Source organism: Allobosea sp. OK403, assembly GCF_900113835.1.
Classification (GTDB): Bacteria; Pseudomonadota; Alphaproteobacteria; order Rhizobiales; family Beijerinckiaceae; genus Allobosea.
In genome coordinates this window covers 147,693-161,315 of the sequence record NZ_FOQV01000008.1, presented here as the reverse complement: position 1 = coordinate 161,315, position 13,623 = coordinate 147,693, and the positions used below count along the sequence as shown (strand labels likewise).

Below are 13,623 nucleotides of genomic sequence, written 5' to 3'. Positions count from 1 at the left end.
GCAAGATGCCGTCATCGAGATGTTCGAATGCAGGTTTCGGCGAAAACTGCAACGCGCCATTAAATTTTCCGCGGTATGCCGGCCTCATAAGAAAATATCGCGTCGAACACTACAAATAAGGACTTCCCGAGAGATGAGATCGGCAGGAAGCCTCGGCGAGCGCCTGGAACGCTCATCTTGACTTCGCATGCGGACGTCATCTTCCGCCGCGAAGTCGCCAGCGGATGAAATGGGCAGGACCAAACGATGAAGAGCAAGATCAGGGATATTCTCAAGACGACGGCGCGCCTGCCGGTTGACGTCGCCACCCTCGCCGACGACGCCGATCTCTATAATGCCGGCCTGACCTCGTTTGGCACCGTCGAGCTGATGATGGCGCTCGAAGAAGCCTTCGAGGTCGAGTTTCCCGACAAGATGATGAACCGTCGCAACTTCGCTTCCGTTGCGGCAATCGAAAACGCGATCCAAAGCATTCTGAGCGAGCGCGTCTGATGGCGTCACTCGCCGGCCGCGCCGCCCCCCAATCGCAGCCCGGGATGCTGGCCGAAAGCAGGCAGCGCCCCGTCCTGGTCGATCTCGGCGCGCGCGCAGAGAACGAGAAGGCGATGGTCGCCAAGGCCCGCGCGGTTGCACGGATCGCGGCCGAGCATGCCGCCGACGTCGATGTGAAGGCGCGCTTCCCACAGGAGGCCTTCGATGCCCTGCGGGCGCAACGCCTTCTGGGCATCATGATCCCGGCGGCCGATGGCGGCGAGCAAGCAAGCCTCGCCACCATCGCCGAGATCGCCTCCGTCCTGGCCCAGGGCTGCTCCTCGACCGGCATGATCTACGCGATGCACCAGATCAAGGTGTCGAGCCTCGTGGTGCACTGCGCTGCGGATTCCTGGCATCGCGACTTCATGGCGCGGATCGCCGGTGAGCAGCTCCTGCTCGCTTCGGCTACGACCGAAGGCGGCGGCGTCGGCGGCGACCTGCGCAGCAGCGTCTGTGGCGTCGCGCGCGACGGCGAGGACTTCACCCTCGAAAAAGAGGGCTGTTTGATCTCCTATGGCGCGCAGGCCGATGCCATCCTGATCACAGCCCGCCGCACGCCCGAAGCACCGCCCTCCGACCAGGTCATGGCAGTGGTGACCCGAGATCAGTACCGGCTGGAGCGCAGCGCCGTCTGGGACACGATGGGCATGCGCGGCACCTGCTCCGACAATTTCACCTTTGCCGGCCGCGCACCCGCGCAACAGATCATTCCGACGCCCTTCGCCGAGATCGCAGCGCAATCCATGCTTGCCCATGCCCATCTGCTCTGGGCCGCCGTGTGGTACGGGATCGCCGCCGAGGCTGTTGCGCGCGCCGAGAGCTTCGTGCGCGGCGAGGCCCGCAAGCGCCCGGGCACGACACCGCCCAGCGCGCTCCGCCTGGCCGAGCTGCTCGCTCGCCTGCAGCAGTTCAAGGCGCTGGTCGTCGCCGGGCTCGACCGCTACGAACGCGCGCGCGACGATGCCGACGAGCTCTCCTCGATGGGCTTTGTCGTGGCGATGAACAGCATCAAGATCGCCGCATCTCAGAACGTCGGCGAGATCGTCAGCCAAGCCTTCCTGATCTGCGGCATCCAGGGCTATCGCAACGACAGCCCGTCGAGCCTGACACGCCTCATGCGCGACGCGCTCTCGGCACCGATCATGATCAACAACGACCGAATCCTCGGCAACACATCCAATCTGCTGGCCGTGTACAAGCACGATTCCAGCCTGTCCCGGTGATCTCATGTGCCAGAACTGCCAGCAACAGCAGGGTTTCCTTGCTGAACTCATCGAGAGCGGCCTGCTGATCGACACCGGCGTCGACGGTCTCTATGGACGCAGCGGTCTGTTCGAGGAGGTTGTCGCTCGCTTTGACGATCTGATCACCCGGTATGGCGGCCAGGACGGCGCTGAGGTCGCGCGCTTCCCGCCCGCGATGAACCGCAAGCATTTCGAGCGCAGCGGCTATCTGAAAAGCTTCCCGCAGCTCGCAGGCACAGTCCATGCTTTCGACGGCGACGAGCGGGCCCATGCCGAGTTGCTGCACAACGTCTCCGACGGTCTCGACTGGACGGCGGGTCAGAAGTCCACCGACATCGTGCTGACTCCGGCTGCCTGCTATGTGCTCTACCCCGTCGTGGCCAAGCGCGGTCCGGTCGGCAGGGGCGGCGCACTGTTTGACCTGCAATCCTACTGCTTCCGGCACGAGCCCTCCAAGGACCCGGCCCGCATGCAGCTCTTCCGGATGCGCGAATATGTGCGCTTCGGCACGCCCGACCAGGTCACGGAATTTCGCGCGACCTGGCTGGAGCGCGGCCAGGCGATGATGGCCTCACTGGGCATGCCGCTGCATATCGATGTCGCCAATGATCCCTTTTTCGGCCGCGCCGGACGCATGCTCGCCAACAACCAACGCGATCAGCGCCTGAAATTCGAACTCCTGATCCCCATCGAGAGCGTCGAGAAGCCCACCGCCTGCTTGTCTTTCAACTATCATCAGGATCATTTCGGCACGACCTGGGGCATCAAGACGGAAGACGGAGAGACCGCGCATACGGCTTGTGTCGGCTTCGGCATGGAGCGCGTCGCACTGGCGCTCTTCAAGCATCACGGTTTCGACGTCCAGACATGGCCGGCGGCCGTGCGCGACGTGCTTTGGCCGTAAGCGCCATGACTGCCCACGCGACGATCGAGCGTCCGGTCGCAGCGGCAGGAGCGGCCCCGCTTCTGTCGGGCGACCCGCTCGCCTATCGCCGCCATGCGATGCATTCCGGCGATCGGCACTGGCCGCAGACGAACTGCTATGCCGATCTCTGGATCGAAATCCTGCACAGGCTGGGCACCGAGCCCGCAGCCGCCTTCGGCTTCACCGTTGCGCAGGATTTCGAAGGCGACCAATTCACCTTCTTCAAGCCGCCGCTGGATGATCTCGAGGCGCTCTACGGTCTGCGCGTCGCAGAGCTTGCGCTGTATGACGATCTGGTCGGCCATCTTGAACAGCAGATCGCACGGCGGCGCCTCGTGCTGATCGAGCTCGATTCCTTCTACATGCCCGATACACAGGGCATCTCCTACCGCACCAGCCACGGCAAGACGACGATCGCCGTCAACCGGCTCGACCGCGCCGGCCGCCAGCTCGACTACTTCCACAATGACGGGCTCCACCGCGCCCTGGGCGAGGATTTCGACGGCCTCCTGCGACTGCTGCCGGGCCAGATGCGCGACGATACGTTGTTTCCCTATGCGGAGATGGTGCGCCTGCCCGAGCATCTGCCGAGCGACGCGGAGCTACGCGCGACCGCGCTGCGGCTGCTGGCACGCCACGTCGCAAGGCGACCGGACACCAACCCGGTCTCGGCCTTCCGCGCGGTCGCGACCGCGCAGGCGCAGGCTCTTGCGGAGCGGCCGACCGAGGTCTTCCATCACTACGCCTTCAACACGCTGCGTCAGCTCGGCGCCAATTTCGAGCTGCTGGCGACCCATCTCGGCTGGCTCTGCACCACCGTGGACGGGCTCGACGATGCGCGAGAGGCCGCACTTCGGATTGCCGAGAGCGCCAAGATCGCCCAGTTCCATCTGGCGCGGGCCATGAAGCAGAAGCGCTTCGAGCGTTTCGACGCGAGCCTCGCCGAGCTTGCCACGCAGCACGACATTGTGAGCGAGACGCTCGCCCGCCGCTTTCCGGCTTGAACGCGGATGGCCCGCATCGTCGCGCGCACTGGCGAAAACGTCGAGGCGATCGGGAACTGGGGCTGGCTTGCGACGGCGGCCGACGCCGTCGCGGCCCCGGCTGAGCTGCCGCACGATAGCGCCTGGCTGGAGGCGGCTGTCCCCGGCACGGTCGCCGGCACCTTGCGCGCGCTCGGGCGACTGGCGGACGACACGGCCGAGGCTATCGGCCGGCAGGACCACTGGTACAGGACCCGGCTCGACCGGGCGTTGAGCGGTGTCCTGCGCTTCGAGGGGCTTGCGAGCTGGACCGAGATCTGGATCGACGGAACGTTGGCCGCCGAGAGCCGCTCGATGTTCCAGCCGCTCGCTCTGGCCGTCAATCTGCCCGCAGGGGCGGAGATTGCGCTCTGCTTCCGTGCGTTGGCGCCGAGGCTCGCCTCCGCGCCGCGTCGCTCGCGCTGGCGCCCGGCGATGATCCAGCCCAACGGGCTGCGCTGGTTCCGCACCACCGCATTGGGCTCGATGCCGGGCTGGTGCCCTCCGGGTCTGCCGACCGGGCCGTTTCGGCCGGTGCAGCGGGTCGAGATCGGCAATGCGGTGCCCGTTATCGCGGGCATCGATCTGCGCACGCGCTATGACGGCGAGGCCGGCACGGTCGCGCTCACGGTGTCGCTGTCGGATGATACCAGGGGCATATCCCCCCGCGCCCTGATGCGGTGCGCAGGACGAGAAGCCGCGTTGGATATTGCCGCGCCCGGCACGCTGTCGGGTACGCTCAGCCTGCCGGGCGTCGCGCCCTGGTTTCCGCACACCCATGGCACCCCCGCCCTGCACGGACTGACACTCCTGATCAGCGGCGAAACCATCGACCTCGGTCGCATCGGCTTTCGCTCGCTTGCCGTCGACCGCGGCGCCGACGGTGAGGGTTTCGGCATTGTCGTCAACGACGTACCCATCTTCTGCCGCGGCGCCTGCTGGAGCAGCGCCGATCTGGCCACGCTCGCCTGCGGCCGGGCCGCCTATGAGCCCTGGCTGCGTCTCGCCCGCGACGCCGGCATGAACATGATTCGCGTCCCCGGCGTCACCACCTATGAGGACGAGGCGTTCTTCGAACTGTGCGACGAACTCGGCATCATGGTCTGGCAGGAGATGATGCTGGCCAATTTCGACTATCCGCAAGGCGACGCTGCGTTCTGCGCCGCGATCCAGGCGGAAGCTGAAACGCTGCTCGACAGGACGCAAGGCTCGCCGAGCCTTGTCGTTCTCTGCGGAGGCAGCGAGGTCTTCCAGCAGGCGGCGATGCTGGGCGCGCCGCCTGCTGCTTGGTCCGGCCCGGTCTTCGACCGTATCCTTCCCGAGGTCGTGTCACGGCTGCGGCCCAATATCGCCTATGTGCCGAATTCGCCTTCGGGCGGCCCCTTGCCCTTCGTCGCCGACAAGGGCGTGGCGCATTATTACGGCGTGGGCGCCTATCAGCGCGGCCTCGACGATGCCCGCCGCGCCACTGTTCGGTTCGCAGCGGAAAGCCTCGCTTTCGCCAATGTTCCCGAAGAGATCTCGCTGGCCTCTGGCCACCCGCCGGCGCTGACGCATCATCCGGACTGGAAACGCGGCGTGCCGCGCGATCTCGGCGCATCCTGGGATTTCGAGGATGTGCGGGACCACTATCTCGGTCTGCTCTACGGGCTCGACCCGGCACGGCTGCGACGGGAGGACCCCCAGCACTATCTCGCGCTCTCTCGCGCTACCTCCGCGGAGGTGATGGAGGAGACCTTCGCAGAATGGCGTCGGCCCGGATCACCGACATGCGGCGCCCTGGTCTGGCTGCTGCAAGATCTGGTGCCCGGCGCGGGCTGGGGTGTCATCGCCAGCGATGGCGAGCCGAAGGCGGCATGGCATGGGCTCGCTCGCGCCTTCCGGCCGGTACAGGTCATGATGACCGATGAGGGCGTCAATGGACTGATGATCCATCTCATCAACGAGCGCCCGGTGCCGCTCACAGCTCATCTCGAACTGACATGCTGGCGCGATGGTGCGGTGGCGGTGGCGAACGCGTCTCGGACGATCGCGCTCGAAGCATATGGAAGCACGTCCTTCTCCGCCTTCGATCTGCTGGGCCGTTTCTTCGACATCTCCTATGCCTATCGCTTCGGCCCGCCCGGCCATGACGCGACCTCCGTCGTGCTGCGAGCGGCCCAGGCCGGTCCTGTGCTGGCAGACGCGTTCCATTTTCCTCTCGGGCGCGGGCATGCGCGCCACGATGTTGGTCTGCACGCCAAACTCGAACGCGACGGGGACGGGTGGGCTCTCGACCTCTCCTGTCGGCGTCTGGCGCAGTCCGTCCACATCATCAGCGAGGGCTGGCGGCCGGCGCATAACTGGTTTCATCTCGCGCCGGGAAACACCAGGCGAATTCCGTTGCGGCCGCGTGCAGATTCACTGGCCGCGCCGCTGGGCGAGATACGCGCTGTGAACGCCGTGGACCGCGTGCTCTATGCGCCTGCGGACGTCGGCGCCTGAAGCGGCCGCCCGGCTTCCGACGGCAACGCGCGTCAGTCCTTCAGGTACATGTCCCAGCAGCTCGAGAGCGCGACGCGCCTGCGGCCCTGCAAGGCGCGAGCGAAATGCGTTGCGATCGTCGTTCGGTTGACCGTCAACGGACATTTGGGTTGGAGGATCGCATCGATGCCCTCCAGCGCCGCGAGCGTCTGCTCTGTCAGCGGGGGATTCGTACGCGCCGGATCCACGCCGATCGGGACATGGCGCGCCGGCTCGCGCCCGAGCAGCCGGTTGAACGGATCCACGAAATCCAGCGTGAACACGCCGTTCAGCCGACGTCCCGCTGTCGCTTCCCAGGCACGGATCGCGACCAGCCCCTGCTGCAACTCGAGGAGCCACGTCGCCTGATAATCAGTTTCCGAGTACAGGATGTAGGACGGCATCTGCCCGCGCGTGGTGAGATCGCGATAGCTCTCCTGGTATGTGGCGTAGTGCTCCAGCATGATCGGCGCACGCTCGGCGATCTCGGCTTTGACGTTGACCTGTCCGAACGTGCCGAGATCGGCGAGGTCGAGCGTATGATAGAATGGGGTGGCGAGCACCGCCCTGGCGCTACGCTGGGTGAAGGCGGATACGGCCGGCAGCACCACAGCCAGGCACAGCACCAGCACGAGAAGGCCTAGCCAATCCCGCCGTGCCTGCCAATCGACCAGCACAAGCAGGATGACCGGCCAGAGCCCGATGAATTCCAGTGAGCCAGTATTCTGCGTCTCGAACAGAATCTCCGCGATCAAAACGGCTGCCAGCCAACCGGGTGGAGAAGCCCCCAGCGATCGCATGCGGACCCAGGACAGGTCGGCGCGCTCACGCCAACCGGCCAGCGCCAATGTGCCCAGAAGCAGGACGCAGGGCGCGATCACATCCAGGTTGAGCGAGGCCACCATGAGGAAGCGGCTCGACAGCGACCCGCCGTTGAGGCGAAGCAGCGTCAGGATGTCGTCGATATACGCCCCGACCATGCCCGTGGTCAGATCGAGCGCGCCTAGCGGCACGAGGACCAGCGCTGCCGCCAGCACGGCATCCATGACGCGCAAACGGCCCACGAGCACAGCATAGCCGACCAGCAGCACGCCACTCACAGCCCCGGTGATCTTCACCAGGAACAATGTCAGCATCAACAGCGCCACGAGCCCCACGAGAAGCCGCCGGTCTCGCGAGAAGATCAGCGTCGCGACCAGCGTGTAGAGCAGCAAGGCGACGTGGCGGTTGTAATGCCCGTAACCGTCGAAGCCCGAAATGGGATAGATTGCCTGGAGATTGATCGGCAGCGACGCAAGCAGCAGAAAGGGCAGCAGTAGCGCGAGCGCCTGGCCGCGAGAGTAGGCAGCGACATGGCCCGTGAGCATGGCCATCGATGGCAGCAGCACCGGCAGAAGCGCCCAATTGACCAGCAGCATGGGCTGGGCGCGGGGGAACACGCTATCCAGCAATGTCGCGAGATAATAACCCAGCGGTCCGACCGGCGCGAAGAAGTCGACATTCGGCGTTTGGCCGGCGCGAATGCGGTTTATCGCATCGTAATAGACAAGGGTGTCCCAGTTATACGGGCCGATGGGTAGGTTGAGAGGCAGAATCAGCGCAACCACCGCAGCGAGCGCGAAGGCTGCGATCAGAGTTGTTGAAAGGGTCGATGTCCCGCGCCGCTCTTCCAGTCTAGTCACACGCTCCATTCCCGCCTTTTCGTCTGTCACCAGGCTGGTCCTTCTGCGGCGGCGGCTACCAATGGAACCATGCCAGTACGTATGGATATCACGACGATGACTTCTGATTTGCGCCACGGCCGGTCATTGTCGAGATCATAGTAGATCATGCGCGCATCATGGTTAGAGATCTACGAACCTGACCGAACCATGCGCCGCACTGTTACGATCCAAATTTTGTGGCTGTCTAACGCACTCCTTCGGCCGGCTTAATCACAAGCCAGTTGCACCCCGGCTGGTTCACGGAGGCTGAGTATGCTCACCTCCTGCGCACCATCCCGGGCGAGCGCTGGGTCGCTAGCGATCCGGAGTCCAGCGCCGCCATTTGGCAGCCCTCGGGCGAAAGCTTGCCGCGCCTGGAGCGCTTCGCCGAGATTGGTTTCGCGACCGGCACCCGCAGCGCGGCGATGCTCGGGCTCGGCTGGGACAAAGCACTGGTCAATGGACACGTGGATTTCGGCGCCCGCACGCTGCACCGTGCCGGGCCTATAGAAGCGAAAATTCGCCGCCGGCATCCTTTTTGCACCGTGTCGTCTTCGTGAAACTGACATCGAACGCAGGCTATGAGCCCGCGATCAGTGGAGTTGCCGATGACCTTGCAGCAACGCGTGCGCATTCACACCGAAGACGACCACGAACGCGCGACACAACGGATCGACGAGATCGCGCATGCCGCGGCGGGCTCGCGCGAGGAGGCCGAGCTCCTCGCCCTGCTGGAAGCGGTCGAGCGCTGGGAGAGCCATCAGGACTGCTGGTCCGACTGGCTTTGACGGGCAGCGGCCGACGCAAGCCCCACCATAGACGCCGCTATTCGCGCCCTCAGCCCTGATAGCGGGCGACGAGGCCCAGCAGCGTCGAGGGTTCGAAAGGTTTGACCATCCAGGCGCTGGCGCCGGCACGGCGGCCTTCCGCCTTGATCTCGGCGCCATTCTCGGTGGTCAGCATGATGATCGGAATGTTCTCCCCCCTCGGGCCTCGCCCGGCAGGCGCGGGTGAACTCGATGCCGTCCATCAAAGGCATGTTGAGGTCGGTGATCACCAGATCCGGCTTGAACTTGTCAGAGGTCGCCAGGCCCTCCTCGCCGTTCTCCGCCGCGGCCACGTCATGGCCGGCATTGCGCAATGTCAGGCAAAGCAAGCTGAGCAGCGTCTTGGTGTCGTCGATGGCCAGGATCTTCATTCACCTCACTCCAGAACAACCGCGCTTCGATGAAGCGCCGGTCATCTGATTTGGACAGCCCAAACGGAACAACTCGCCCCCCAGACCATCTAGGAAAAGGATCTGACCAAGCCGCCTATCAGCAGATTCCAGCCGTCGATCAGGCGGAAGAAGATCACCTGCAGAGGCAGCGAGATCACGGTCGGCGGCAGCATCATCATGCCCATCGACATCACCACCGTCGCGACGATCATGTCGGTGACGAGGAATGGCTGGGCGATCAGGAAGCCGATCTCGAAGGCGCGCCGCAATTCCGAAATCATGAAGGACGGGATCAGGATCCGCAGATCGACGCTCTGTGTCGGGTCGGCCGGCCGGATGCTGGCGGCGCGATATCGGCAAAGAGGCGCATCGTCGCGACCGGCTTCGGTCAATGGACCGACAAGGCGAAGTCATTCTGCGGGTGAGGCCGGTCCGCGCCACGCGAAGAGCGCCAGGCCAATGACGCCCATGACGAAGGTTGCAGCGCCCGTCGCCGTGATCATCACGCCGACCCCGAACTGGCCGAACAGGGCGGGCGCCGCGAGATAGCCGATCAGCGAGCCGGCGAAGACCGCACACATCTGCAGGCGGTAGACCTGTGAGAGGCGCTGCGGCGGAAAATCATGCTGCATGATGTGAAGCAGCGCGAGATTTTCGAGCGGTCCGTTGATGGCGGCAAAGGCGGCGAAGGCCATCAGCCAGGCGCGGTCGGGCGCGAAGGGCAGCAGCATGACGCCGGCGCCGAAGATCAATTTCGAGCCAACGAGCCATAGCGCGGGACGCTGCGGCCGCAGGCTCACCAGGACGAGGTTCGCGCCGAGATTTCCCAGCCCATAGGCGGTCATCATCAGGCTGTAATCCGTGAGCGGGTCGGTGCTCGTCGCGCGCAGATACAAGGCCATGCCGAGCAGGAAACCCATCGACCAGGCGATATTGCCGACGAGATCGGCGATCAGGCCGTACCGCATGACGGCATGCCCGCGCATCGCGCGCAGGCCACCCGACAGCGCGTCCCTCACCGCGGCAAAACCTCGTCCGCTCGAGGTCGGCGGAATCTCGACGCCTTTCAGGCCACGCCCGACGCCGATCGCCGAGAGCAGGAAGCCCGCCGCCGTGATCGAGAAGAACTGCCCGATCGGCACGATGCCGTTGACCAGCGCGATCAGGCTCGGGCCGAGGATGCGCGCCATGCGCCGCGTCGCATCAAACAGACCGTTGACCGCGTGGCGCAAGCGAGGCTCGGGCGCCAGCACCGGAAGCGTGCCCTGCAGTGCCGGATCATAGGCCGAGGTCGCCAGCGCCACGAGCCCGGCAACGATCGCAAGCAGCGGCAGGCTCATCAGGCCGAGCATGCCAGCCACGGACAGGACGACAAGAAGCAGCGCCCGGATGAGGCTGGTTGCGATCATCGTCGTCTTGAAGCGCCAGCGATCGGTCAGGACGCCGCCGAACAGGCTGCCTGCGAGCAGCGCTCCCGCTTGCAGTGCCGAAATATAGCCGGCATCGCGCCCGATCAGCGAGGTCGCGATCCACACCACCGCGACCATGTAGAACTCGGCGCCGGTTGCGGAGAACAATTGGCTACCCCACAGCAAGGCGATGCGGCGCTCTGCGAGCGGTTTGAAGACGAGCATTGAGTGGCCTTGGCAGCGTGGGGCGGCGACGTTTACACCGCAGCCGGGGTGCCGCCAGCGACGTTTGAGGCGGGCTCTCGCCTGGAATACGCATGACGCCGAACCAGCGCAGCCTGCCCGCCAGTCCCAGCCGGTCGGAGGGCGCTGGAACGCCGCACTCGTCGCCGCCACCCGCTCCTGATATAGAGCGCTTCAAATCAATGGCCGCGAGCGGGCTTCCAGCCCAGGTGAACCGTCCCCATGCACATCAAGATAGGCACGCGGCGCAGCCCATTGGCGATGGCGCAAACCAATTACATCATCGGCCTGATCAAGGCGAAGCACCCCGAGACCGAGTTCTCGCTGCACCCGATCGCGACGATCGCGGACAAGGACCGCGTCTCCGAATTCCACCAGTTCGGCATCATCGGCGTGTTCTCGACCGAACATGAGGAGCAACTGGTCTCCCGGGAAGTCGATATCGTCGTCCACTCCTTGAAGGATCTGCCGACGATGCTGCGCGAGGGGCTGGTCCTGGCCGCGGTCCCCGAGCGGGAGGATGCACGCGACGTTCTCTGCGGCGCGACGTTGGACAATCTCAAACCCGGCGCCAAGGTCGGGACCGGCTCCCTGCGCCGGCGCGCCCAGATCATGAGCTTGTGTCCTGATATTGAGGTCGTACCGATCCGGGGCAATGTCGGCCCCCGGCTCGCCAAGATCGACGGGGAGCACGGCCTCAGTGCCGTGATCCTGGCCCAGGCCGGGCTTCAGCGCCTGGGACTGGCGGGCGCCACGACGGAATTGCTGGACCCGCAGCTCTTTCCCCACGCCGTCGGCCAGGGCGCGCTCGGCATCGAGGCGAGAGGTGACGACGCCGATGTTCTGGCGATCCTGAAGGACATCGAAGATCCGAAGGCCCGCGCCGAGGTCGATTGCGAGCGGGCGATGCTGCATGCCTTGGGGGCGGGCTGCAGCCTGCCTGTCGGCGTCTGCACCAGCTGGAAGGACGGACGCCTCGTCCTGCACGCCCAGATCACCTCGCTCGACGGGCGAGAGCGCATCGTCGCCACGGAAGAGGACACCGCCGAACGGGCCGTGGAACTCGGGCTCGCCGCCGCCGAGACCTTGCGGCTTCGCGGCGGCGTCGCCATCCTCGAATCATCCTACCGAAGCTTCGGCGGCCACTTCAAATTCCTCGGCGCGTAAAAAACGCCGACGCTCCCCTTCAAGGCAAAAGAAAAAGGCCACCCGAACGGACTTATACCCAACACTGACATAGTTCGTGCGTCGGCGGGTAAATGGCCAATTGTGACAGCGGATATAGCGCCAGACCGTGCGCTTCGGCAGGCCGGCTGCTCCGGCGATTGTGTCTCCGCTCGTGCCGTCCGCGCGGTGGCGCCAGAATAGATCGGCCGCATGGCGGGACACTGCCAGCCGTACCTCTTCTATTTTCGAGCGCTCGATAATGGTCTCGGTGTCACGTAGTGCCCGATTTGCATATGGCACTAAATGACACGCGGCGCAGGGCCAATCAGGCGGCGCTCGATGGCCTCGCCAGGTTCTTGAGCGTTGTCTGCTCCCTGAACCATTCGCGGGCACGTCTGGCCGGCATTCCACCCCAGCGTTCGCCAGCCGGAATATTCCTCATGAATCCAGATGCCCCGGCCAGTTGAGCGCCCCGGCCGATGTGGAGATGGCCCGCAATCGCACTTTGCCCTCCAACGGCGACGCCATCGTCCAGAACGGTCGAGCCTGCGATGCCAACCTGCGCGGCGATCACGCAGTGGCGACCGATGCGCACATTGTGAGCAACCTGCACCAGGTTATCGATTTTGGTCCCGGCTCCGATGACCGTGTCCCGCCCGCTGCCACGATCGACCGTCGTGTTCGCGCCGATCTCGACGTCGTTTCCGATCAGGACGCGGCCGAGCTGTGGCACTTTCACATGGCCCGAAGCGCTTAGCGCGAACCCGAAGCCGTCCTGGCCGATGCGAGCCCCAGGATGGATGATCACGCGGTCGCCCATGTCGCATTGCGCGATGGTGACGCCCGCGCCGATCGAACAATTCCTGCCTATCACAACATCGGCGCCGAGCACCGTATGGGCCCCGAGCCTCGTGCCGTCTCCGACGACGACCCCGTCTCCAATGACGACACCGGGATCGAGCACAACCCCGACACCGACTTGGGCCCCGGGATGCACGAAACATCCGAAGGCCGTGCCGGCCTGGCCCAGAACGGGCTCGGGCCGCAACGCCTCCGGGTGCAGCCGAGCGAGCAGGTTGGCATAGGCCAGGTGCGGATCCCGGACGACGATCGCGACGGTCCCGGGCGGGACAATATCGGCGAAGCGCTCCGTCACGACGCAGACGCCCGCCAGGGTGGCCCGCAACGCCTCCGCGTAGCGGCCGTGATCCATATAGGCCACATGCCACGGCTCGGCTGTCTCGAGGCTGGCTCCTCCGCTCAGCCGAACCTCTGGATTGGCGGATACCGGAAGCGATAGTCCAGCCGCTTCCGCGAGTTCTGCCAAAGTTATTCCAGTAGGCTCAGAAATTTGGATCGCGGTCATGATCGCCTTCCGATAGGTCGGTTTCGGTTCGGTGCCGCGTCCGTGGAGAACCTGAGCCCGCCCGCAGATGACGGATTCTGTGAATCGGTCGACTGATTCTGCCGGATGACCCGCATGACTTGTGAGTTTCACCGTGCATTACGACGTTCGATTGTTTGAAGCGTGTCCGACCGAAGGCTTGATATTTGGAAATGTTACTGAGAGACAGCGTGAGAAACGCGGGCGTCGCGATTGCGGTGGTGAAATCGAACTGCGTGCGGAACGAGCCGCCGCCTCGCGCCAGTTGCGG

Annotated in this window: 12 protein-coding genes and 1 pseudogene; 8 read left to right on the top strand and 5 right to left on the bottom strand. The window is 65.0% G+C overall.

Annotated elements, in window-relative coordinates; all coding sequences use genetic code 11:
* Window positions 1–246: 246 nt before the first annotated feature.
* Genes BMZ97_RS22920 through BMZ97_RS22900 form a run of 5 tightly spaced genes read left to right on the top strand, consistent with a single transcriptional unit; the run spans window position 247 to window position 6,209 of the window.
* The gene (locus tag BMZ97_RS22920) at window positions 247–492 is read left to right on the top strand and encodes an acyl carrier protein (RefSeq protein WP_092175131.1); all 246 of its coding nucleotides are present in this window, start codon (window positions 247–249) and stop codon (window positions 490–492) included.
* A gap of 44 nt (window positions 493–536) precedes the next feature.
* Entirely contained in the window at window positions 537–1,757 is a 1,221-nt protein-coding gene (locus BMZ97_RS22915; RefSeq protein ID WP_092175407.1) for an acyl-CoA dehydrogenase family protein, read from the top strand.
* Window positions 1,758–1,761: 4 nt separating this feature from the next.
* On the top strand, window positions 1,762–2,682 hold the full coding sequence (locus BMZ97_RS22910; protein ID WP_092175127.1) for an amino acid--[acyl-carrier-protein] ligase: 921 nt from the start codon (window positions 1,762–1,764) through the stop codon (window positions 2,680–2,682).
* Between the two features lie 5 nt (window positions 2,683–2,687).
* Window positions 2,688–3,707 carry a DUF1839 family protein gene (locus tag BMZ97_RS22905; RefSeq protein ID WP_092175404.1) on the top strand — a complete coding sequence of 340 codons (1,020 nt, stop codon included), beginning with the start codon at window positions 2,688–2,690 and terminating at the stop codon, window positions 3,705–3,707.
* Window positions 3,708–3,713: 6 nt separating this feature from the next.
* Window positions 3,714–6,209: a glycosyl hydrolase 2 galactose-binding domain-containing protein gene (locus BMZ97_RS22900; protein WP_092175124.1), complete on the top strand. Its 2,496-nt coding sequence runs from the start codon at window positions 3,714–3,716 to the stop codon at window positions 6,207–6,209.
* Window positions 6,210–6,241: 32 nt separating this feature from the next.
* On the opposite strand, the gene BMZ97_RS22895 is transcribed toward BMZ97_RS22900, so the two are convergent.
* Window positions 6,242–8,026 carry a hypothetical protein gene (locus tag BMZ97_RS22895; RefSeq protein ID WP_139221291.1) on the bottom strand — a complete coding sequence of 595 codons (1,785 nt, stop codon included), beginning with the start codon at window positions 8,024–8,026 and terminating at the stop codon, window positions 6,242–6,244.
* A 269-nt stretch (window positions 8,027–8,295) separates the two neighbouring features.
* On the opposite strand from BMZ97_RS22895, the gene BMZ97_RS31355 reads away from it, so the two are divergent.
* Both BMZ97_RS31355 and BMZ97_RS22885 read left to right on the top strand, forming a co-directional pair.
* The gene (locus BMZ97_RS31355; RefSeq protein ID WP_175525682.1) at window positions 8,296–8,490 is read left to right on the top strand and encodes a hypothetical protein; all 195 of its coding nucleotides are present in this window, start codon (window positions 8,296–8,298) and stop codon (window positions 8,488–8,490) included.
* Between the two features lie 48 nt (window positions 8,491–8,538).
* Complete coding sequence (locus BMZ97_RS22885; protein WP_092175115.1) at window positions 8,539–8,718, top strand: hypothetical protein; 180 nt, start codon at window positions 8,539–8,541, stop codon at window positions 8,716–8,718.
* On the opposite strand, the gene BMZ97_RS22880 is transcribed toward BMZ97_RS22885, so the two are convergent.
* From BMZ97_RS22880 to BMZ97_RS22870, 3 genes and pseudogenes are all read right to left on the bottom strand, one after another.
* Complete coding sequence (locus BMZ97_RS22880; RefSeq protein ID WP_210188314.1) at window positions 8,691–9,128, bottom strand: response regulator; 438 nt, start codon at window positions 9,126–9,128, stop codon at window positions 8,691–8,693. The two genes, BMZ97_RS22885 and BMZ97_RS22880, sit on opposite strands and share 28 nt — an antisense overlap.
* Window positions 9,129–9,217: 89 nt before the next feature.
* Window positions 9,218–9,460, bottom strand: a pseudogene (locus BMZ97_RS22875) (flagellar biosynthetic protein FliP); the annotation flags it as partial.
* 99 nt (window positions 9,461–9,559) lie between these two features.
* On the bottom strand, window positions 9,560–10,783 hold the full coding sequence (locus tag BMZ97_RS22870) for an MFS transporter (RefSeq protein WP_092175112.1): 1,224 nt from the start codon (window positions 10,781–10,783) through the stop codon (window positions 9,560–9,562).
* Between the two features lie 240 nt (window positions 10,784–11,023).
* On the opposite strand from BMZ97_RS22870, the gene hemC reads away from it, so the two are divergent.
* Window positions 11,024–11,968, top strand: coding sequence for a hydroxymethylbilane synthase (gene hemC / locus BMZ97_RS22865; protein WP_092175110.1), 945 nt, complete (start codon window positions 11,024–11,026; stop codon window positions 11,966–11,968).
* Between the two features lie 325 nt (window positions 11,969–12,293).
* On the opposite strand, the gene lpxD is transcribed toward hemC, so the two are convergent.
* Entirely contained in the window at window positions 12,294–13,334 is a 1,041-nt protein-coding gene (gene lpxD / locus BMZ97_RS22860) for a UDP-3-O-(3-hydroxymyristoyl)glucosamine N-acyltransferase (RefSeq protein ID WP_092175107.1), read from the bottom strand.
* Window positions 13,335–13,623: the final 289 nt, after the last annotated feature.